This is a genomic window from Ethanoligenens harbinense YUAN-3 (assembly GCF_000178115.2).
Taxonomy (GTDB): Bacteria; Bacillota; Clostridia; order Oscillospirales; family Ethanoligenentaceae; genus Ethanoligenens; species Ethanoligenens harbinense.
Genome location: NC_014828.1, coordinates 2,432,642 through 2,454,897, shown reverse-complemented (window position 1 = coordinate 2,454,897; position 22,256 = coordinate 2,432,642). Strand labels below are relative to the sequence as shown.

Below are 22,256 nucleotides of genomic sequence, written 5' to 3'. Positions count from 1 at the left end.
TGAATGTGCAGTTGTGTCCGGTTTGAGTTTTACTATCCGCCATGGGGCGGCAGAGCGGTGTAAAAAGCGAGCGCTCGTGTGCGGTCGGCAGGCGTTTCCGTTTTTTCCGTTCGTTCATCTGACTATCCGGGGCATCCCTGTGGGATGCCTTGTTTTTGAGCTGTTTCATCAGGTCTTGTTTCTAAATTTAAAGCCAACGGATTTTCGGGAGAAAATGTCGCCCACGTAAAGCGCAGGAATACTTGCCGTGTTCCGCGTATTTGCAGCGTAGCGCGGCGGCATTTTAGTCGAAATGAACAAGATTCGGGATTTTACAAACAAGGTCTGGCCTTGTTTGGTTTGCGGTTTGTTCGCCTTTTCGGCTGCCGGTAGGACTTTTCCGGCTGTTTCCGGCTGTTTCCGGCCGTTTTTGACGGCAGCGACCCGGGGCGGGGTATAGTTGTATAGAGGACCAAAATGTGCGTGCATTTTTGCCCTCCATGCAACCATATGGCGAGCGCGGCAGGGGGAGAGCTTTCCCTGCGCGGGCGTCTGATTTTTGCCTTTGGCATGCGGCTATCGTCACGAAGAGCCGCGTGATCTTTGATATTTTTATTTTTTCATACATGGAGGTAATCGTCTGTGACTACAAACAATCCGGCAACGCCGGCAACCCCGGAGCGCCCGGGTCAACCATCCGCCGCGGCGGCGAAGGCATCCGCCCCGCGGCGCCAGAACCCCCGTCCCTACCATCGCGGCCGGCGCAAACCCACGGTCAAGCCGGGGCTTCCGCTGCGCATCGTTTCGCTGGGCGGGCTCAATGAGATCGGTAAGAACATCACCGCCTACGAGTGCGGAGACGATATCGTTATCGTGGACTGCGGCCTTGCGTTTCCAGACAGCGACATGCTCGGCGTCGATCTGGTCATCCCCGATGTGACCTGGCTGGTCAAAAATAAGGACCGTATCCGCGGCGTGGTGCTTACACACGGGCACGAGGACCATATCGGCGCGCTGCCGTATGTGCTCAAGCAGGTGAACATGCCGCTTTACGGCACCGAACTCACTCTTGCGCTGGTGGAGGGCAAGCTGAAGGAACACGGCCTTACGGGCAAAGTGAAGCTGCATGTCGTCAAGCCGGGCGACACGGTCAAGCTCGGCTGCATGACGGTCGAGTTCATCAACGTCAACCATTCCATCGCCGGTTCGGTGGCGCTGGCCATCAACACGCCGGGCGGCCTGTTTGTGCAGACGGGCGACTTCAAGATCGACTGCACGCCCATCCACGGCGAGATGATCGACTTGGCGCGTTTCGGCGAGTTGGGCAAGGAGGGTGTGACCGGCCTGCTGATGGACTCCACCAATGCCGAGCGTCCGGGCTATACCCTCAGTGAGCGGAAGGTGGGCGAAGCGCTCAATACGCTTTTTGCCAAGGCGGAGGGCAAGCGGCTTATCATCGCCACCTTTGCGTCCAACGTGCACCGCGTGCAGCAGATCGTGGACTATGCCCAGAAATACGGGCGGCATGTCGCGGTTTCGGGCCGGAGCATGGTCAACGTCTGCGGCATCGCCGCGGAGCTCGGTTACCTGCGCGTGCCCGAGGGCCTGGTGGTGGACATTGACGAGATCGACCGTTTCCCCAAGGAAAAGATGGTCATCGTCACCACCGGCAGCCAGGGCGAGGCCATGTCGGCGCTTTATCGCATGGCCTATTCCGACCACCGCAAGGTGGTGGTGGGGCCGGACGATTTCGTCATCATCTCGGCCAACCCCATTCCCGGCAACGAGAAGACGGTGGACCGCGTGGTCAACGAGCTGATGCGGCTGGGCGCCGAAGTGGTCTATGAGGAAGTGCATGTTTCCGGTCACGCCAGGCAGGAAGAACTCAAGATCATCATGTCGCTCTGCAAGCCAACCTATTTCATCCCGGTGCACGGCGAATACAAGCACTTGATGAAAAACGCGTCGCTGGCGCGCAGCATCGGCATTCCGGATAAAAACATCATCATTACCGACATCGGCAAGGTGATGGAATTCGATAAAGGCAATTTCAAATTCGTGGGCACCGTGCCCGCCGGGCGGGTGCTGGTAGACGGCACCGGCGTCGGCGATGTCGGCTCCATCGTGCTGCGCGACCGCAAGCATCTTGCACAGGACGGCCTCATCGTGGTGGTGGCCACCATTGATGGCGCGAGCGGTGCGCTTGTCGCCGGGCCGGATATCGTTTCCCGCGGATTTGTGTATGTGCGCGAATCGGAATCGCTGATGGAGCAGACCCGCCTGACCGCGCGCGACGTGCTGATGGACTGCGCCGATGCTCATGTGACCGAATGGGGCACCATCAAGTCCCGCGTGAAGGACGCGCTCTCCAAACTGCTGTATGAGCGCACCAAGCGCAGCCCGATGATCCTGCCCGTGATTATGGAAGTCTGACGGATTGGCCCGCCTGCGGCATAGGCGGGCCCTTTGTCTGGTGGGGAAGACGGTTATGAAACGAAAAAAACGCATCTGGCAGCTCACGCCGGCCATCGTGCTGGCCATTGCGGTACCGCCCGCGATCTCGCTCATCAGCCTGTTCTGGGATTACAAGGTGGCGCTGGGGGAACTCTGCGCCTCGGTGGTGGTCATTGCTGCGGTCTATCTGGGCTTGCGCGGTGTGCGGCACGACATGCGTTCCCTGGTCGGCAAAACGGCCGCCGGGCTGGACGCGCGCGACCGGCAGGCGCTGCAACTGTTTCCGCTGCCGCTGGTGGTGGTGGGGGAGAACGGCGAGATCGTGCTCTACAACGATCCGTTCCGTAAGCAGGTCCTCGGGGGCGTGGACCAGTTCGGCGCCGACCTCAAGTGCATCGTGAAGAACCTGAATCCGGCATCGTTTGAAAAACCCGGCACGGCGGTGGACGTGGTGGTCAGAAGACGGCGCTTCACCGTTTACGGCCACCCGGCCGACCGTGGGTTCTACACGCTCTATTGGGTGGAAAACACCGAGCTCAAGAACATCGCCGACGAATTCCGCGAGAGCCGCCCGGTCGTGGCCATGATTATGATCGACAATTACGACGAACTGATGCAGAACGCCCGCGAGGGCGAAAAGGTCGGCATCGTCAGCCAGATCGAGCGGGAGCTGGTGCGCTGGGTCTCCGGCACCACCGGCTTTCTGCGCCACGCCGACCGGGACAAATACCTGTTCATCTTCGAGGAACGGCACCTGCGCAAGATCGTGGAGTCGCGCTTCGATATCCTCGACGCTGTGCGCAAGATCGTCACGTCGGAGCACATGCCCGCCACCCTTTCCATCGGCGTGGGGCGCGGGGCCAAGACCTTCGCGCAGGCGGAGGAAATGGCCCGCCAGGCGCTGGATATGTCGCTCGGCCGCGGCGGGGATCAGGCGGCCGTGAAAACGCAGAACGGCTTTGAGTTTTACGGCGGCGTGTCCAAAGCAGTGGAAAAGCGCACCAAGGTCAAAACGCGCATCATCGCCTCGGCGCTCGGGGAACTCATCGACGGCAGCGACAACGTGCTCATCATGGGGCACCGCAATGCCGATCTCGATTCCCTGGGCGCTGCGGTGGCCCTGCGTAAGGCCTGCATCTCGCGCGGACGCGACGCGCGCATCGTGGTCAACCTCAAGACCTGCCTGGCCGCGGATTTTGTCCAGCAGCTCCGGCAGGAGGAGGGGTATGCCGACGCGTTCATCCCGCCCGAGGAATGCCTGATGCTCGTCATGCGCCGCACACTGCTCATTGTGGTGGATACCCACCGCAAGGGCTTCGTGGAATCGCCCGATCTGTACCGCGTGGCGCGCACGGTGGTGGTCATCGACCACCACCGGAAAATGGTTGATTTCATTGACAACGCCGTCATCTTCTATCATGAGACCTATGCGTCTTCCTCCAGCGAAATGGTGGCGGAGCTGATGCAGTACATCGCGGACAGCGCCGTCACCTCGGTGGAGGCCAGCGCGTTGCTCGCCGGCATGACGCTGGACACCCGCAATTTTTCCGTTCGCACCGGCGTGCGCACCTTTGAGGCGGCGGGCTATCTTCGCCGCAAGGGGGCGGACACCGCCCGCGTCAAGCAGGTGTTTGCGGGCAGCATGGATGATTACAAGAAGCGCACCGCGCTGGTGAGCTCCGCGCAGGTCTACAAGGGTTGCGCCGTTGCCGTCTACACCGGTGGCCCCGATCCGGACATCAAGCTCATCGCACCGCAGGCGGCGGACGATCTGCTCACCATCCGCGGGGTGCAGGCATCGTTTGTGCTCTATGCCGACGGCGGCGGCACGTCGATGTCCGCCCGCAGCATGGGCGCGGTGAACGTGCAACTGGTGATGGAAACGCTGGGCGGCGGCGGGCACCTGACCATGGCCGGCGCTCAGATACCGGATACCACGCCCGCCGAGGCGCGGGACCGTCTGTTCCAGGCGCTCGACCGGTATTTTGAAAGCAACAAATAAGAGCGGAATTTCAGGTGGGATTGCCCGCCTGCGCGCGGAATGTTATAATGATAGCCACCGACCGGCATCTGCCGGCGAGAAGGCGAACGATGCGGCGGCGTTTCGCGCTGCCGCGCCGAAACGGAGGGTCTGCACGTGAAAGTGATTTTGAAAGCGGATGTCAAAGGCAGCGGCAAAGCCGGGCAGATGGTGGACGTGTCCGACGGATACGCCCGCAATTTTCTGTTGCCGCGCGGGTTGGCCGCCGAGGCCAGCGCACAGGCCATTAACGACCTCAAGGGCCGCGAAGCCGCCAAAGAGCATAAAGCCGCGGTGGAAAAGGCCGAGGCGGAAGCGGCGGCCCAAAAGCTGGACGGCGTGGTGGTGCGCCTGACGGCCAAAGCCGGTGAGAACGGGCGTCTGTTCGGCGCGGTAACAGCCAAAGAGATTGCCGCCGCCGTCAAGACACAGTTCTCGGTGGGTGTGGACAAACGAAAGATCGTTCTCGAAGGCGAGATTAAGTCCTACGGCACTTATCCGTTCGAGATCCGCCTGCACCCGGGAATCAGCGCGAAGCTGTCCGTCCAGGTGGGCGAACCGGGCTGAGTCTTTTCGCGCAGAGACAACCAAACGAAACCGGGAGGGAAAACGGCATGGCCGCCGAAGAAACAAATGAGCTGCTGGGGAACGTGCCGCTCCCGTACAGTTTGGAGGCGGAACAGTCGGTGCTGGGTGCCGTGCTGCTCGACCCCGGCGTTCTGACGCAGCTTTTGGATGTCCTCAAGGCATCCTATTTTTATCTGGCGCAGCACCGCGCCGTCTATACCGTGATGGTGCGGATGTTTTCCGCCAGCCAGACCATCGACTTCGTCACCCTGCTCGACGCACTCAAGGCCGAGGGCGTGTACGACGAGGCGGGCGGTAAGGCCTATCTGCTCTCGCTGATGCAGATGGTGCCGTCGGCGGCCAACGCCATGGCATACGCCCGCATCGTGGAGGACAAATATTACCTGCGCAGCCTCATTCAGGTGTCGCGGGAGATCATCGGTGCCGCCGTGCAGGAGACCGATGACGTGCGTGCCGTGGTGGACATGGCCGAGCAGCGCATTTACGATATCCGGCAGGATAAGCAGGGTACCGGCCTGCATCATGTCAAGGAGGTTATCCTCGAGACCTACGACCGCCTGAAAAAGATCAGCGGGTCGGACAAAAAGGATTTTCTCGGCATGTCCACCGGTTTTTCGGAGCTTGACCGCTATATCGGCGGCCTCAACCCGTCCGACCTCATCCTGCTTGCCGCCCGCCCGGCCATGGGCAAATCGGCGTTTGCGCTCAACATCGCGCAGAATGTGGCGCGCGCGGGCGGCAAGGTGGCGTTTTTCTCGTTGGAAATGTCGGCGGAGCAGAATGTCTCGCGTATGCTTTCGGCGCAGGCGCGCATCGAGAACACCAAGCTGCGCACCGGTGAACTGGCGGCGGACGAATGGGTGCGCCTGGCCGAGGGGGCGGACACGCTCTCCAAATGTCCGCTTTATTTCGACGATACCTCCGGTATCACGGTGCCGGAGATCAAGGCGCGCTGCCGCCGCCTGCACGAGCTCGACCTCGTGGTCATCGACTACCTTCAGCTGATGTCCTCCGGGCGGCGCATCGAGAACCGCGTGCAGGAGGTTTCCGAGATCACCCGGAGCCTGAAGATTATGGCGCGCGATCTCGACGTGCCGGTGCTCACGCTTTCGCAGCTCTCGCGCGGCACCGAGTCGCGCACCGGGCACCGCCCGCAGCTCTCCGACCTGCGAGAGTCCGGCTCCATTGAGCAGGACGCGGATATCGTTATGTTCCTCTACCGTGAGGATTATTACGAACAGAACGAGGAAAACCACAACCAGGCGACCTGCATTGTGGGCAAAAACCGTCACGGCGCGGTGGGGGATATCCCCTTGCACTGGGACGGCATGCACACCGAGTTCACAGCGATGGAGCGGGTCCATGCAGGCGCGTGATACCATGAAAACATACCATCTGCTCGCACCGGGCGACGCTGTGCTGGCGGCATTTTCGGGCGGCGCCGATTCCACGGCGCTGCTGCACCTGCTCTGCGCGCTGCGTGAGGAATGGGGGCTGCGCGTGTTTGCCGCCCACCTCAACCACGGGCTGCGCGGAGAAGAAGCGGATCGGGACGAAGCGTTTGTCCGTGCGCGCTGTGTGGAATGGGGCGTGCCCTGCTTTGTGCGCCGCACCGACGTGCGCGCCGAGGCCGCCCGCACCGGCGAATCGGAGGAACTTTGCGGGCGCAGGTTGCGCTACGCTTTTTTTGCGGAGCAGGCGGAAGCGCTCGGCGCGAAGATCGCCACTGCCCATACTTTGAGCGACAGCGTGGAAACCATGCTGCTCAACCTTGCGCGGGGCACCGGTCTGGCGGGTCTGCGCGGCATCCCGCCGGTGCGCGGGAACATCGTGCGGCCACTCATCGAGACCACGCGCGCGGAGGTGGAGGTTTACTGCGCAGCGCACGGTCTCAATTATGTGACAGACAGCACCAATTTTTCCCGTGCCTATGGGCGCAACCGTATCCGGCTGGACGTGGTGCCCGCTCTGCGCGCGCTCAATCCCGCGCTGGAGCGTACCTTGGCCCGCGACATGCGCCTGTTCGCGCGGGATGAGGCGGTGCTGGAAGACCTCACCGCGTCCCTTCTGCGTGCTGCGGCGGTGCCGGGCGGTTTTGCGGCGGAGGTGCTGCGCGCGTCGCCGTTGTGCGCGCGGGCGCTGGCGGCCGCAGCCGCGCAGACGACCGGCCTGCGGCCCGAAGCCGTGCATGTGCGAGCCATGGAACAGTTGCTGCGCACGGGCGCGGGGCGCACGCAGCTGCGGGGCGGCTGGTTTGCCGAGATCGTGCGCGGAGTGCTTTCGTTTTCCCCAGGAAAAGAGGAACCGCCCGCGCCGTTTTGCCGGCCGCTTGCGCCCGGCGTACTGGAAAACGGCCCGGTTCGCCTGAAAGTCACGCCGGTCGAGCATGCAAATGTAAAAAAATTTGAAAGTTTTTGTGCACGCTATTTCAAAAGCGTTCTGGATTGTGATAAAATAATCGGTAAAGCGGTCATCCGTACCCGGCGGGCGGGGGATTTCTATCATCCGGCTGGGCGCGGCGTAGGAAAGTCTTTAAAAAAACTGTTCAATGAGCAAGCGGTTCCGCCGTCTTTGCGGCCGTATGTGCCGGTGGCGGCGGATGAAACCGGGATCATCTGGGTGGGCGGCTTCGGGCCGGACGCGCGCTGCGCGCCGGATACCGGCACCCGCCGGGTCCTGTTTCTCGCATATGATGCGGACACGCGGAAAGGGGCAACCGGTGACGGAGGATATTGAACAGGTTTTGTTCACAGAGGAGCAGATCGCCGCACGGGTGGCGGAGCTCGGCGCGCGGATCCGGGCGGATTACGCGAACAGGAATCTGCTGCTTGTCGGCACGCTGAAGGGTGCGTTCCTGTTCGTTGCGGACCTTGCGCGCGCGGTCGATCTGCCGCTTGCGGTGGATTTTGTGTCGGTTTCCAGTTACGGGGACGGCGTATCGAGCAATGGCGCCATTGAGGTGCGCAAGGATCTCGACCAGCCGCCGGAGGGGTTCGACGTGTTGATCGTGGAAGATATCGTGGACAGCGGGCACACATTGGCCTTCCTGCAGGACGAGCTGCGCGCCCAGCATGCGGCCAGCGTGGAAATCTGCACGCTGTTCGACAAGCCGTCCGGGCGGGCGGTGCCTGTGGAGCCGAAATACATCGGTTTTACCGTGCCGGACGGCTTTGTGGTCGGCTATGGCATGGATTATGCGGAGAAATACCGCAACCTGCCGTTTGTCGGCCTGCTGCGTCCGGAAATATATGGTGCATAACCGCGCGCGCAAGCTGGTTTTTTTCAGCCCTACCGTGTATAATAGAAAAGGTCCTACCACAAGCCCGGCGGCAAGCCGACGGACGCATTGTTACAGGACGCACAACGTAAAGGAACCTGTGACATGCAGAGTTCCCCTATCCTGCGGGGCGTGTTTGCCCGGCATCAGGGAGTGAGTTTGAATTGAGCAAAAATTTTCGTGGCGCATGGGTATATCTGATCCTGTTTGCCGTACTGGTATTGGTTTTCTTCGTTGTCGAGCAGAATCAGCCGCAGGACAAGAAGATCGTTTATTCCACCATCGTGGGGTATTTTGAGGACAATAAAGTCAACGATTTTACTCTCGACCTCGGCAGCGGTGATTTGGTGGCCACGGTCAATCATACCGAGCATATCAAGTACACAGTGCCCAATATCGACCTGTTTGTAAATGAGATCCAGCCGCTGGTGAACCAGTACAACACGCAGAATCCGGACAACCGTATCACCTACGATTACATTCAGGCGTGGCAGGCGCCTTGGTGGTTCGGCTATCTGCCCGTGCTGGTGCTGGCCATCATCATGATCGTGTTCTGGGTGTTTATGCTCAATCAGGCGGGCGGTGCCGGGGGCGGCAAGGTGATGTCCTTCGGTAAGGCGCGCGTCAAGCAGGGCACCGACGAGAAAAAGAAGACCACATTTGACGATGTGGCCGGCGCCGACGAGGAAAAAGAAGAGCTGCGCGAAATCGTGGAGTTCCTCAAAAACCCGCACAAGTTCAATGAGCTGGGCGCGCGCATCCCCAAAGGCGTGCTGCTGGTGGGCCCTCCCGGTACCGGTAAAACCCTGCTTGCCAAAGCGGTCGCTGGGGAGGCGGGCGTGCCGTTTTTCTCCATCTCGGGTTCCGATTTCGTGGAAATGTTTGTCGGCGTGGGCGCTTCTCGCGTGCGCGACCTGTTCGACCAGGCAAAAAAGAGTTCCCCCTGCATCATTTTCATCGATGAGATCGACGCGGTGGGCCGTCACCGCGGCGCCGGACTCGGCGGCGGGCACGATGAGCGTGAGCAGACCCTGAACCAGTTGCTTGTGGAGATGGACGGCTTCGGTGCGAACGAAGGCGTCATCATTATCGCCGCCACCAACCGCCCCGATATCCTCGACCCCGCGCTGTTGCGCCCCGGCCGGTTTGACCGGCAGGTGGTCGTGGGCGTCCCCGACATCAAGGGCCGTGAGGAAATCTTGAAGGTGCATGCGCGCGGCAAGCCTCTTGCCCCGGATGTGGATCTCAAGGAGATATCCAAGACGACGGTGGGCTTCACCGGTGCCGACTTGGAAAACCTGCTCAACGAAGCGGCGCTGATTGCGGCGCGCAAGAGCCGCCATGTCATTATGATGACCGATATCGAGGAGGCTGCCATCAAGGTTATGGTCGGCCCCGAGAAACGCTCGCGCGTTATCACCGAGAAAGAAAAGCGGCTCACCTCGGTGCATGAGGCCGGGCACGCGGTGGCTACGCGCTTTTTGCCCACGCAGAACCCCGTGCAGCAGATTTCCATCATTCCGCGCGGCATGGCGGGCGGTTTTACGCTTTCCCCGCCGGTGGAAGACAAATATTATACGTCCAAAACCGAGATGTTCGAGGAAATCTGCGTGTTGCTTGGCGGCCGGGTGGCTGAGAGCGTCGTGCTTGACGATATTTCCACCGGAGCCTCCAACGACATCGAGCGCGCCACCGACGTGGCCCGTAAGATGGTTACGCATTACGGCATGAGCGAGCGCCTGGGGCCGATCGTATTTGGCTCCGGCCACGACGAGGTGTTTTTAGGCCGCGATTTCGCGCAGGCGCGCAACTATTCCGAAAACGTGGCCGCTGAGATCGACAGCGAGATCAAAAGCCTGGTCGATTCGGCCTATGAAAAGACCAAGGAAATCCTGGAAGCGCATATGGACAAACTCAAAGCGGTGGCCGATTTCCTGATGAAGCATGAGAAAATGTCCGGCGCGGAGTTCGAGCGGTTCTTCACCGAGCCGCCGATTCCGCCGTCCCCGACCGTGCAGCCCGCGATGGGTTGACGGGCCGCCCCTTTTTATACGACCCTGCAACGGGCTGTTTTCCAGCGGCATTTGGCTGTTGGAAAACGGCCCGTTTTCGCGGGTGGCGCCGTGCGGTCACGTTCCGCTGCATAAAATTGCTTGACAATTCAGCGGAATGTACGGTACAGTAATACTTGCATCTGCATCAAACGCCACGAAACGGGAACGCTTTGTTGCGGGACATTTCTGAATCTGGAGGCAATGGCATGGCCAGGGCACGAAGCCAAACTTATGGAAACGACAGCATTTCCACCTTGAAAGGCGCCGAACGTGTGCGCAAACGCCCGGGCGTGATTTTCGGCTCGGATGGGCTGGAGGGCTGCGAGCATTCCATTTTTGAAATATTGAGCAACTCCATCGACGAGGCGCGCGAAGGCTACGGCAACCGCATCATCGTCACGCGGTTTGCCGATCATTCGGTGCAGGTGGAGGATTTCGGTCGCGGCGTACCGGTGGATTACAACCCCGCCGAGAAACGCTTCAACTGGGAACTGGTCTATTGCGAGCTGTACGCCGGCGGCAAATACAATACGCAGGCGGGTGAAAGCTATGAGTATTCGCTGGGTCTGAATGGGCTGGGCGCCTGTGCCACACAGTATGCGTCCCGGTATATGGACGTGATCTCCCGGCGCGACGGTATGGAGTATACGCTGCACTTCGAGCGCGGCGAAAACGTCGGCGGCCTGCAAAAGAAAAAGAGTAAGGACAAAACCACCGGTACGGTGCAGCGCTGGCTGCCCGATCTGGACGTATTCACCGATATCGACGTGCCGCTCGCGTTTTATCAGGATATGCTCAAGCGGCAGGCCGTGGTCAACCCCGGCTTGCGGTTCCTCTTGCGCGACGAGACCCCGGACGGCTTTGAGACCTGCGAATTCTATTATGAAAACGGGATCGAGGACTATGTGCGCGAGTTGGCGGGCGAGGACGCGCTCACACCGGTGCAGTCCATTTCCTGCGAACGGCAGGGGCGCGACCGGGCGGACAAGCCGGAATACAAAGTGAAGATCGCGGTGGCGTTCTGCTTCCACAACAGCGCAAACCGTCTCGAATATTACCACAATTCCAGCTATCTGGAGCACGGCGGCGCGCCCGAAAAGGCGGTGCGTTCGGCTTTTCTCTCTCAGATCGACGCGCTGCTCAAGCAGAGCAACAAATACCTGAAAAATGAGAGCCGCATCAGTTTCCAGGACCTTGAGGACTGTCTGCTGCTGGTATCGTCCTCGTTCTCCACGATTACCTCATATGAGAACCAGACCAAAAAATCCATCACCAACAAGTTCATTCAGGAGGCCATGACGGATTTCCTGCGCCATAGTCTGGAAGTTTATTTCATTGAGAATCCGGACGACGCGAACAAGATCGCCGAGCAGGTGCTGGTGAACAAGCGCAGCCGCGAGAACGCCGAAAAGACGCGGCTGAACCTCAAAAAGAAGCTCTCCGGCTCGCTGGATATCGCCAATCGCGTGCAGAAGTTCGTGGATTGCCGCACGCGCGACGTCTCCAAACGGGAACTCTACATCGTGGAGGGCGACTCGGCGCTCGGCGCCTGCAAGCTGGGGCGAGACGCGACGTTCCAGGCCATCATCCCGGTGCGCGGCAAGATTCTCAACTGCCTGAAAGCCGATTACGCCAAGATCTTCAAAAACGACATCATCACCGACATCATCAAGGTGCTGGGCTGCGGCGTGGAGGTAAACACCCGCGCCAACAAGGACATGCATGGCTTTTCGCTGGAGCAGCTGCGTTGGAACAAGGTGGTTATCTGCACCGATGCGGATGTGGACGGCTATCAGATCCGCACGCTCATCCTCACCATGCTCTACCGTCTGGTGCCCACGCTCATCCGCGAGGGATATGTCTACATTGCCGAATCGCCGCTCTATGAGATCAACGAGAAGTCGATGACCTATTTTGCCTATACCGAGCCGGAGAAATCCACCATCCTGGCCAAGCTCAAAGGAAAGAAATATACAGTGCAGCGGTCCAAAGGGCTGGGCGAAAACGAGCCGGACATGATGTGGGAAACCACCATGAACCCAGAAACCCGCCGCCTTATCCGCGTGCTGCCGGACGATGTGGAGAAAACGGTGGAGGTCTTCGATATGCTGCTTGGTAACAATCTGGCTGAGCGCAAGCAGTATATCGCCGAGCACGGCGAGGAATACATTGACCTCGCGGACGTTTCCTAGCCGGGCGGACACAGCCCGCGGGCATGTTCAGGTTGGTTTGGCGAGAGAAACGACCGGATAGTCTGAAGCGGGCTGTGCTTGCATTCCTGTGCAGGTAAACACCGGCAAAACGGTGCTGTGTCCTGAATGCCAGCGCATGAAATACCAATTCACAAGGAGGGAGCGGCCGGATGCCACCCAAAGACGAACATTCCAAGAAACGTGCAGGCAGCACAAAGGTGCGCATCGAAGGCGCGGGCAAAGTGCTCAGTGAACCCATTACGCACACCCTCACCGCCAACTATATGCCCTATGCCATGAGCGTCATCATCTCCCGCGCCATCCCGGAGATCGACGGGTTCAAGCCTTCGCACCGCAAAATACTATACACGATGTATAAAATGGGCCTTTTGTCCGGGGCGCGTACCAAATCAGCCAACGTGGTGGGGCAGACCATGCGGCTCAACCCGCATGGCGATATGGCCATCTACGAAACGATGGTGCGCCTTTCGCGCGGGAACGAGGCACTGCTGCACGCGTATGTGGATTCCAAAGGCAACTTCGGTAAGGCGTATTCGCGCGATATGGCGTTTGCCGCGTCCCGTTATACGGAGGTCAAACTCGACCCGATCTGCAATGAGCTGTTCCGTGACATCGACAAAAAAACGGTCGATTTTGTGGATAACTATGACAGCACCATGCAGGAGCCGGTGCTGTTGCCGGCAGCCTTCCCATCCATTCTCATCAACTCGAACATCGGCATCGCGGTGGGCATGGCCAGTTCTATCTGTCCGTTTAATCTGACCGAGGTTTGCGAAACGACCATACGCCTGATGAAAGACCCGGCGGCCGACCTCCTGCCGCTGCTCAAAGCGCCCGATTTTCCGGGCGGCGGGCTGGTGCTCTACGACGCGGACACGCTTCGCTCCGTCTACGAGACCGGCCGAGGCAGCCTGCGGGTGCGTGCTCGCTACCAACTGGACAAAGCCGGGCGTTTCATCGAGATCACCGAGATACCGCCCACCACTACGGTGGAGGCGATCATGGACCGCATCGTGGAGCTGGTCAAGACAGGCAAAGTGCGCGAGATCGCCGATATCCGCGACGAAACCGACCTTTCCGGTTTGAAACTGACCATCGACCTCAAGCGCGGTGCGGACGGAGACAAGCTGATGTCCCGCCTGTTCCGTCTCACGCCGCTGGAAGATACGTTCGGCTGCAATTTCAATGTGCTGGTAGGCGGACGGCCGCAGGTGCTGGGCGTGCGCGGCCTGCTGCGGGCTTGGACGGCGTTTCGCATGGACTGTGTGCGCCGCCGCCTGCGTTTCGACCTAGGGCGCGCCAAAGACCGGCTGCACCTGCTGCGCGGCCTCGAAAAGATTCTGTTGGACATTGACAAGGCCGTGCGCATTGTGCGGGAAACCGACGAGGAATCCGAAGTGGTGCCCAACCTGATGATCGGCTTTGGCATCGACGAGGTGCAGGCAGAATTCGTCGCAGAGATCAAATTGCGGCATTTCAACCGTGCGTATATTCTGGAAAAGACACAGGAGATCGAGCAACTGGAAAGAGAAATTGCCGACTTGGAGGCAACGCTGGGGGAAGACGCCCGGATGCTCCGACTGATCGCGGACGAACTGCGCGCCATCGTCAAAAAATACGGCAGGCCGCGGCGCAGCCTCATTCTCTACGATGTGAAGGAGGAAACGGCCCCGGACGAGGAGGAAATTCCAGCGTATCCGGTCACGCTGTTCCTCACGCGCGAGGGGTATTTTAAGAAGATTACGCCGCAGTCGCTGCGTATGTCCGGCGAGCAGAAGCTCAAGGAAAGCGACGCGCTGGTGCAAACGGTGGAAAGCACCAATGGCTGCGAGCTGCTCTTTTTCACCGACCGTTGCCAGGTCTATAAATCGTCCGTATCCGAGTTTGAGGACGGAAAAGCCAGCGTGTTGGGTGATTATCTGCCCGCCAGGCTGGGGTTTGACGAGGGCGAGGCCCTGCGGCGGATGGTCGTCGCCAAACAGTATGACGGCTGGCTGCTGTTCATTTATGCAAACGGCAAGGCAGCCAAGGTGGAACTGGCGTCCTACAAGACCAAGACCCGCCGCCGTAAGCTGGTAAATGCCTACAGCGACAAGGAATCACTGGTGGCGATGTTTCACCTGACGGAAGATCGGGAAGTTGTGCTCACATCGTCTGCGGGCAAAATGCTGCTGCTGGACACCGGCGCGGTGCCGGTCAAAACCACGCACACTACGCAGGGCGTGACGGCCATGACGCTCAAGCCAGGCCAGGCAGTCACCGACGCGCAGCTCTATGAGGAAGGCACATTCAAAAATCCGGGGCGCTACCGTGTGCGGAACCTGCCGGGCGCGGGGCAGATGCCCGCCCGGGAGGATACGATGGGCGAGCAGCTCCATTTCTGATCGGTCCGCTTCGAATAGACGGCCGGAAAAATAGCGGGCTGGAGTACTGTTGGCTGATCGAAAGTTTCGGGCGCGTTGCGTTTGCGGGCACTGTCCGCCAAAAAGTAACCGCCGCGGTTTTTTCAAACCGCAGCGGTTCACAGCCACGTTGCAAACGCATATTTCCAGTGTGGCTGCCTCTCTAGCATGTCCTTATATGAAAAATTTATGCGCCCGCCACAGTGAAGAATTGCATTTGCATGCAAGGTATGGTATGCTATAGCTGTATGGGTCGCGGCGTTGACTGGAAAAGCCGCGCGCCGCAGGCGCGGGCACGAACAGCTGTGACACAGAAGCCGGAAACCGGCGTTTTCATAAATCGAAACGGAGCGGGAAAAATACCGCGGAGGAATGGAATATGAGCGTTTTGGAAATCGTGGGCGGCGTACTGCTGTTGCTTGCCGCCGTTATCCTCATTGTGATCGTGCTGATGCAGCACGGTAAGACATCGGCTCTCGGCGGTGCCATCACGGGGGGCTCGTCGGAATCGTTTTTAGGCAAGAAAGGCACCAGCACGGCGGATGCCGCTCTGACCAGGCTGACCCGTATCGCGGCAATCGTGTTTGTGGTGCTCGTTGTAGCGGTGGAAGTCGCCATGGCTTTTGCCAATAAGTGAGACACTGCCCCGCAGCCGCGGGGCGTTTCTTTTTTTGCACAGTCGTGGCTGTGCGGAAGTGATGTGAAATAGGATCGGTTGCGATCGAACAGGTTATGGGAGATCAGATAAAATGAATATGACCAAAACCCAAGAACGGGTGCTGCGGTTTATCCGGGCCGACGGATATCGCCCGATGCAGGTGAATGAACTGGCTGCGGCGCTTTCGCTTCCCGAGAGCGGACGCCCGGCTTTTTTCCGCCTTTTGCAGCAGATGGAGCGGGAAGGCTCGCTGACCATATCCAAAACCAAAAAGGTGCACGCCCGTGAGGCGGAGGGCAAACCCGCCACCATCATGAATATGTCCAAGCGCGGCGGTTTTGCCCAGCTTGCCGATCAGTCCACCGACGTGTATATCGACAAATCCCGGTTGATGGGCGCCATGCCCACCGATGAGGTGGAAGTGCGTATCCTGCGCGAGACCGACCGCCTGCCCGAAGGTGAAGTGACGCGCATCGTCAAGCGCAACTTCGTCAAGTTCACCGGCACGTATTACCGTGAGGGTGGGCGCGGCTTCGTACTGCCGGATTTCGGGTTCAAGGAGCGTATCGAGGTTCTGCCGGACGACGTGAAAACGCTGGGCGAGCATGAAAAAGTGATGGCCGAGATGCTCCGTTATCCTACCGCCGCCGACAACGGGCAGGTGCATGTGGTGATGAGCTACGGCTCTGCCGACAGCGGCGCGGCCTGCTGCCAGGCCGTGCTGGATCGCAAGCACGCCAGGCAGGTTTTCCCCGACGAGGTGCTGGCGGAGGCAAACGCTATTCCGCAGACTTTCGATCCTGCCGGCCGGTTTGATCTGCGTGACCGCATCATCCTCACCATCGACAGCGCACATTCCAAGGACTTGGACGACGCGATCTCCATCGAGAAGACGGACGGCGGCTACCGCTTGGGCGTGCACATTGCCGATGTGTCGCATTATGTGCGGCCGGGTACGGCGCTCAATGAGGAAGCCTTTGAGCGCGGCACGTCCATCTATTTCGGCAACCGCGTCATCCCCATGCTGCCGGAGGCCCTTTCCAACGGCATCTGCTCGCTCAATCCCCGGGAAGACCGGCTGGCGTTTACCGTGTTTATCGACGTGAACGGCAGCGGCGAGATAATCGGGCACGAGCTGCACAAAAGCGTCATCCGCTCTTATGTCAAGGGCGTTTACGATGAGATCAACCAGATTTATGCCGAAACGGCGGGCGAAGACCTGCTGGCAAAATATAAAGACGCACTGCCGTCCATCGCGCGGATGCGCGAGCTGGCGGAACTGCTTCAGCAGGCGCGCAAGCGCCGCGGCGCCATCGACTTTGAGTCGGATGACTGCGAGGTTGTGTTCAACGAGCAGGGTGTGGCGGTGGACATCGTCCGCCGTACGCGCGGCATCTCCGAGCGCATGATCGAGGAGTTCATGCTGCTGGCCAATGAAGCGGTTGCTACGTTTGCCAGTGAGAAAAAGCTGCCGTTCGTCTACCGCGTGCATGAGGAGCCCGACGCGCTCAAGCTGGAGAACTTCGCGGCATCCCTGGCCGCAGTGGGCATCAACAACCGTAAGATCAAGCCGGGCCTGAAGCCGGGCGATCTGGCGGAGGTGCTGCGCGAGATCGAAGGCACGCCTAAAGAGCGTGCGCTCAACCAGATGGCGCTGCGTACGATGGCCAAAGCGAAATACTGGCCGGAATGCCTGGGGCATTTTGGGCTGGCGCTCAAATACTACAGCCAGTTTACTTCACCGATCCGGCGATATCCCGATCTGGTCATCCACCGTATCCTGTCGGAACTGTTGGAGCACAAGGTGGAAACGGAGGAGATTCTTCACCGGTATGAAAGCTTTGTGGCCGAGGCGGCCGAGCAGTCCAGCGAGCGCGAAGTCAACGCCATGCAGATCGAATGGGACTGCGATGACATTTACAAGGCGGAATATATGCTCCAGCATGTGGGCGGGACGTTCTCCGGCACCATCACAGGCGTAAAATCCTACGGGTTCTACGTGGAACTGGAAAACACCGTGGAGGGCCTGGTGCGGGTGGAGACGCTCAAGGGCTGGTTCGATTACGATGAAAAGAACATGCAGCTTTTCTGCACCACCAACGGCAGACGCTATTCCATCGGCGACGCGGTGACCGTCGTCGCCACGCGGGTGGAAGTCGCGCTCGGCCAGGTGGATTTCGAGTTGGCGTGACAAACTGTCCTTTTAGCTGAATGAATACAAAAGCGGGCCGCCCTCACAAGGGCGGCCCGCTTTGCGTTGCGGCTTTGGCACAACGCAACCACCAGCGTTTGAACGGGTGGCTTTGATTTGCATCGTTTATGAATTGTCGACGACGACTTTGGTGCCGCGCGGGATGTTGTCGTAGATCCATTTGGAATCGTCCATGGAGAGGTGGATGCAGCCGTGCGAGGAGGGTTCGCCGAGATCGGCGACCTGCTCGGGGATAATGTTCTTATTAGCGTCGAACGGGACACTGTGGAACAGGTAGCTGCCGTTGAAACGCACCCAGTTATACGCGCCTTCCTTGTATTTGGGGTTGTAGAAGGACTCTCCGCGGTCTGTAACCGTATAGGTGCCGGTGGGGGTGTCGTTGCCCGGCGAGCCGCTGGAGCAGATGAACGCTTCCACGACACGGTTCTGGGCGTCGTATACCACGACGTTCTGCGTGGTGAGATCGACATGCACCCACAGGGGTTTCGCTGCTTCCGCCAGGCTCACCTGCACGGCGGGCAGGTGGGACGCGGCAACCTGTGCGGGGGTCAGCGGGGTAGAGGAAACGGCCGCATGGCTGGCAGCCGTTTTGGACGGCGTGGATTTCGTCACGGCGGATGACGGTACGCTTTGCCCCGAAGCGGGTACATGCGCGGAGACCATGTAGACGGCGGCGATGCAGACCACGGCGGCGGCAATGACGACGGCACCGATCGGGCGCAGGCGCCGTTTGGGTCTGTTGTGGTGAAACAACCGGGGATTTTTCAAAAGAAGACCTCCTGTATATGGGCACGGCCGCCCTGACGGCTGCTTGAAAAACGGGCGGGCAAATATTGATTTTATTATACCCTATTGTGCCGTTGGCGCAAGCCGAATCTGCAAAAAATTTGGGAAAAGCCACCTTGGGATGCCGAGCGTGGGGAGGAGGGGCGGTTCAAAAGATGCGTCCCTCGTCCGAAGGAAAATGGATGCCCTGCTGTTTCCGGGCTTCGTCCAGGATGCGCAGTTCCATTTCGCTGCAGGCAAGGTTCGGATGCAGGATCTTCCCGCTTTGGATGCATGCCGCCCAGACGTTCAGTTCGGATAAAAGGTCCCGTGCTTCGGGTTCATTCAGCAGGGCCTCTGTGGTGCCGTCCCGGTATACGATCGTCAGTTTATGCGGGTTGGGAATCTCCTCGATCAGCAGAGAGCCGTTTTCTCCCTGAATCTGGCTGGGCAGCGCGCTGTTGGTGATCTTGGAATAGAGGAGTTCCGCCTGCATCTCCGGGTATTTTGCCAGGATGGTGCCGGCACCGTCTATCCCGTTTTGCAGAATCAGCGCGTCCGCGTGGATGGAGAGTGGCATGCCAAACAGTTTTACGAGCGGGTGTACACAGTAGACGCCGATGTCCATCAGCGCGCCGTTTGCATAGTGGGGATCGAAAGCGTTTTCGATGATTCCTTTTTTGTAATTGTCATACCGTGAAGAATATTGGCAGTATTGGAACGTGGCCCTTCGGATCGTTCCGAGTTTGTGCAGATTATTCTGCAAAACGGCAAATCCACGTGTGTGAACGGAGCGCATCGCTTCCATCAAAACCACATGGTGCTCCTTTGCGACGGCAATCAGTTCGGTCAGTTCCGGGTAGTTGGCCGTGATGGTTTTTTCGCACAGCACATGCTTCCCGTGCCGCAGCATCCGCGCTGCCTGCGGGTAGTGAAAGCTGTTGGGGCTTGCAATGTAAACAGCGTCGATGTCAGGATGGGCGGCCAGTTCTTCCAGATCGTCGAAGGCCAGCGGCGCGCCGTGCGCGTTTGCAAACCGCCGGGCCTTTTCGGCGCTTCGGGAATAGGCCCCGAGATACTCCACGGCATCGCACCGTTTGGCCGCTTCCAAAAACCATTCCGTGATAAAATTGGTCCCAATTGTCGCAAAACGGATCATGGCTGTCTCCTCTTTTCGCTGTATGCTATCGGGATGCCCGATGGATTACACTATACCACCGAATCCGCCATAAAGAAAGATGCATGGGCAAAGATCGGGGGTTGCTGCCGAAACCAGGGGACCTCACATTCGACGAGATTCAACGTTCGGTACAATTTTACCTGTTTTTAATTGTTATGGTATGCCAAATGGAGTATTCTTAATAAAGATATAGAAAGCTCCGCTAAAGGATGCCGGCGCAACGTCCCCCTGCGGTTTGTCCGCTGCATTCTCCCCTTGCGGACGTGCCACATCGTGATTTGAGGGAAACAGAATGAAAAAAGTGAGCATTGTGGGCGCGGGCATTTCCGGCCTGACGGCGGGAATATACGCACTGCAGAGCGGTTTTCAGGTCACCATCTTTGAAAGCCATACCATACCCGGGGGCGCCTCCACCAGTTGGCGCAGGAAAGGCTATCTGTTTGAGGGCGGTTTGCACTGGCTGACCGGTTCCTCGCCCGAAATGCCGTTGCATCGGCTTTGGCGAGAAACGGGTGCACTGGATGACGGCGTGCAGGTTCATAACCGCGACCCCTTCTTTACGTTCGATTACAACGGGCAGACAGCATGTCTGTACCGTGACGTGGAAAAGCTCCGCGCGCATTTTATGGCGCTCTCACCGGAGGACAAAAAGGAAATCGACCATCTATGCACGGATGTCAAAAAATTTACAAAGATGACCATGCCGGTAATGGATATCCGGGGCGTGAAGGTGAAGAAAAAAGCATCCATGCCCGTTTCGATGTTGTTCGGCATGCTGCCCGCTTTGTCCCGCATGCCCTTTTATGCGAATCAGACCGTGCGGGAATATGCCGGCCGGTTTAAAAGCCCGCTTTTGCGTTTGCTGCTGGAAAGCATCATCGGTCCCACATATAACGCGGCAGGCGTGATGTTTACCATCGCAACGCTTGCCTCCGGCGACGGGGGATATCCAGAGGGCGGTTCACTGGGGATGGCTCTGCGCATGGCGAAACGGTTTGAAGCGCTGGGCGGCACTATTCGGTACGGCACACCGGTCGATAAGGTGATTGTTCAAAACGATGTTGCCTGCGGCGTGGCGGCAAACGGGGAAAACATCTTGGCCGATGCGGTCATCGTGACGCAGGATACACTGGCCGCGATCAACACCCTGTTCGACGAACCCATTCGTGACCCCTGGGCGGAAAAGATGCGCCGGACGACCAAGCCCATGCTCGACACCTTTATCAGCGTGGGGGTGCAGGCCGATTTGTCCGCCTTGCCGGAAAGGGTGCAGTTTATTCCGAAGGAGCCGCTGGTGTGCGGAGGCGTGGCGGAACCGGTCGTCGGTATCTGCAATTACGCGGGCTACCGGGGATATGCGCCGGAGGGCTGTACCGCCGTCACCTGTACCATCATCGGGGACAGCTACGATTACTGGAAAGCCTGCCGGGAAAACGGCACATATCAGGCCGAAAAGGAAAAGCTGGCGGAGGCGTTCATTGCCATTCTGGCGGAACGATATCCGCAGACGGCCGGGAAGATCGCCGTCTGGGATGTGGCGACGCCGCTGACATACGAACGGTATCTGCATTCCTACAAAGGCTCCTGGATGACCGTCATGGGCCGGCAGAATACGTATTATCCCGCGAAAACCGAACACATCGGGCAGTTCTATTTTGCGGGCCAGCGGCTGCGCAGCCCCGGAGGGCTGCCGGTGGCGGTCGATTCCGGCAGGCGCGCCGTCCAGTTTCTGTGCCGGGATACCGGCACGGTATTCCAGGGAAACAGCTGATGTCCGAGCAGATCGTCGCGCGGGGAAACGGTCCGGAACGTCCGGTTCGCGTACCGATCGTGTAAACGTTTTGGCGGGTGCCGTAATACCGTCAAGAGGAAAAGAAAAATTGAAAGAACACATGGTGCTGGTTTGGCTGCTTCCGATCCTGTTCATGGTCCATGACTTTGAAGAAATCATCTTTCTGCGTGCGTGGTTCCACCGCCATCGTTCCGTTTTCAGCGAGCGTATCCCGCGTTTTGCGGGCCGCATACTGCCCCATATGGAACAGACCTCCGTGCCGGCGTTTGTGCTTGGCGTGGCCGAGGAGTTCATCCTGATCAGCGGCGTGACCGTCTTGTCCGTGGTGTTCGATTGTGATGTGGTTTGGTTTGGGGTGTTCTTCGCGCTCTCGCTGCATCTGGTCATCCATATCCTGCAGGCCGCCGTGCTGAGAAGCTATGTTCCGAGTCTGGCGACCTCAATCGCCTTGCTGCCTTATTGTGTCTACACGTTCTGCCGGATGCTTCCCGCCGCGCTGCAGCCCCCGATGGTCATCAGCGCGGTGCTGTCGGTGGTTTTCATGGCCCTGAACCTGTATGTTCTGCACATCCTGATGGCCCGGTTCGATCGATGGCTTGAAAAATGGGGCGCGTGACGCCGCCAGGCATCCGGAAGACCGGCCATCGCGGGCCGCATTGACA

The 22,256-nt window shown here is 59.2% G+C and carries 16 protein-coding genes; 13 read left to right on the top strand and 3 right to left on the bottom strand.

The genetic code is table 11. From position 1 onward, the window contains the following. Positions 1 to 168: 168 nt before the first annotated feature. Positions 169 to 468: a hypothetical protein gene (locus ETHHA_RS11540; protein ID WP_013486148.1), complete on the bottom strand. Its 300-nt coding sequence runs from the start codon at positions 466 to 468 to the stop codon at positions 169 to 171. A gap of 153 nt (positions 469 to 621) precedes the next feature. On the opposite strand from ETHHA_RS11540, the gene ETHHA_RS11535 reads away from it, so the two are divergent. The 11 genes from ETHHA_RS11535 (at position 622) to rnr (ending at position 17,836) form a co-directional block, all read left to right on the top strand. Then, positions 622 to 2,412: a ribonuclease J gene (locus ETHHA_RS11535; protein ID WP_013486147.1), complete on the top strand. Its 1,791-nt coding sequence runs from the start codon at positions 622 to 624 to the stop codon at positions 2,410 to 2,412. A gap of 55 nt (positions 2,413 to 2,467) precedes the next feature. Next, entirely contained in the window at positions 2,468 to 4,435 is a 1,968-nt protein-coding gene (locus ETHHA_RS11530) for a DHH family phosphoesterase (protein ID WP_013486146.1), read from the top strand. 135 nt (positions 4,436 to 4,570) lie between these two features. Beyond that, positions 4,571 to 5,020: a 50S ribosomal protein L9 gene (gene rplI / locus ETHHA_RS11525; protein WP_013486145.1), complete on the top strand. Its 450-nt coding sequence runs from the start codon at positions 4,571 to 4,573 to the stop codon at positions 5,018 to 5,020. Positions 5,021 to 5,067: 47 nt separating this feature from the next. Next, entirely contained in the window at positions 5,068 to 6,417 is a 1,350-nt protein-coding gene (gene dnaB / locus ETHHA_RS11520; RefSeq protein WP_013486144.1) for a replicative DNA helicase, read from the top strand. Beyond that, complete coding sequence (gene tilS / locus ETHHA_RS11515) at positions 6,404 to 7,777, top strand: tRNA lysidine(34) synthetase TilS (RefSeq protein WP_013486143.1); 1,374 nt, start codon at positions 6,404 to 6,406, stop codon at positions 7,775 to 7,777. Before dnaB ends, tilS begins: the two co-directional genes overlap by 14 nt. Next, positions 7,761 to 8,300, top strand: coding sequence for a hypoxanthine phosphoribosyltransferase (gene hpt, locus ETHHA_RS11510; RefSeq protein ID WP_013486142.1), 540 nt, complete (start codon positions 7,761 to 7,763; stop codon positions 8,298 to 8,300). The genes tilS and hpt overlap by 17 nt, the downstream gene beginning before the upstream one ends. A gap of 182 nt (positions 8,301 to 8,482) precedes the next feature. After that, complete coding sequence (gene ftsH, locus ETHHA_RS11505; RefSeq protein WP_013486141.1) at positions 8,483 to 10,351, top strand: ATP-dependent zinc metalloprotease FtsH; 1,869 nt, start codon at positions 8,483 to 8,485, stop codon at positions 10,349 to 10,351. A 227-nt stretch (positions 10,352 to 10,578) separates the two neighbouring features. Further along, positions 10,579 to 12,564, top strand: a complete 1,986-nt coding sequence (locus ETHHA_RS11500) for a DNA gyrase/topoisomerase IV subunit B (RefSeq protein ID WP_013486140.1) — start codon at positions 10,579 to 10,581, stop codon at positions 12,562 to 12,564. A 170-nt stretch (positions 12,565 to 12,734) separates the two neighbouring features. Continuing rightward, positions 12,735 to 14,969 carry a DNA gyrase subunit A gene (locus ETHHA_RS11495; RefSeq protein WP_013486139.1) on the top strand — a complete coding sequence of 745 codons (2,235 nt, stop codon included), beginning with the start codon at positions 12,735 to 12,737 and terminating at the stop codon, positions 14,967 to 14,969. 397 nt (positions 14,970 to 15,366) lie between these two features. Next, positions 15,367 to 15,624, top strand: coding sequence for a preprotein translocase subunit SecG (gene secG, locus ETHHA_RS11490; protein WP_013486138.1), 258 nt, complete (start codon positions 15,367 to 15,369; stop codon positions 15,622 to 15,624). A 112-nt stretch (positions 15,625 to 15,736) separates the two neighbouring features. Then, entirely contained in the window at positions 15,737 to 17,836 is a 2,100-nt protein-coding gene (rnr, locus tag ETHHA_RS11485) for a ribonuclease R (protein ID WP_013486137.1), read from the top strand. Between the two features lie 126 nt (positions 17,837 to 17,962). Here rnr and ETHHA_RS14725 read toward each other — a convergent pair whose 3' ends face one another. Both ETHHA_RS14725 and ETHHA_RS11475 read right to left on the bottom strand, forming a co-directional pair. Beyond that, entirely contained in the window at positions 17,963 to 18,625 is a 663-nt protein-coding gene (locus ETHHA_RS14725; RefSeq protein WP_013486136.1) for a L,D-transpeptidase, read from the bottom strand. Positions 18,626 to 18,791: 166 nt separating this feature from the next. Next, complete coding sequence (locus ETHHA_RS11475; protein ID WP_013486135.1) at positions 18,792 to 19,781, bottom strand: Gfo/Idh/MocA family protein; 990 nt, start codon at positions 19,779 to 19,781, stop codon at positions 18,792 to 18,794. Positions 19,782 to 20,094: 313 nt separating this feature from the next. Here ETHHA_RS11475 and ETHHA_RS11470 point away from each other — a divergent pair, with 313 nt between their 5' ends. Both ETHHA_RS11470 and ETHHA_RS11465 read left to right on the top strand, forming a co-directional pair. After that, the gene (locus ETHHA_RS11470; RefSeq protein ID WP_013486134.1) at positions 20,095 to 21,573 is read left to right on the top strand and encodes a phytoene desaturase family protein; all 1,479 of its coding nucleotides are present in this window, start codon (positions 20,095 to 20,097) and stop codon (positions 21,571 to 21,573) included. A 109-nt stretch (positions 21,574 to 21,682) separates the two neighbouring features. Continuing rightward, positions 21,683 to 22,210, top strand: coding sequence for an HXXEE domain-containing protein (locus tag ETHHA_RS11465; RefSeq protein WP_013486133.1), 528 nt, complete (start codon positions 21,683 to 21,685; stop codon positions 22,208 to 22,210). The last annotated feature ends 46 nt before the right edge of the window (positions 22,211 to 22,256 follow it).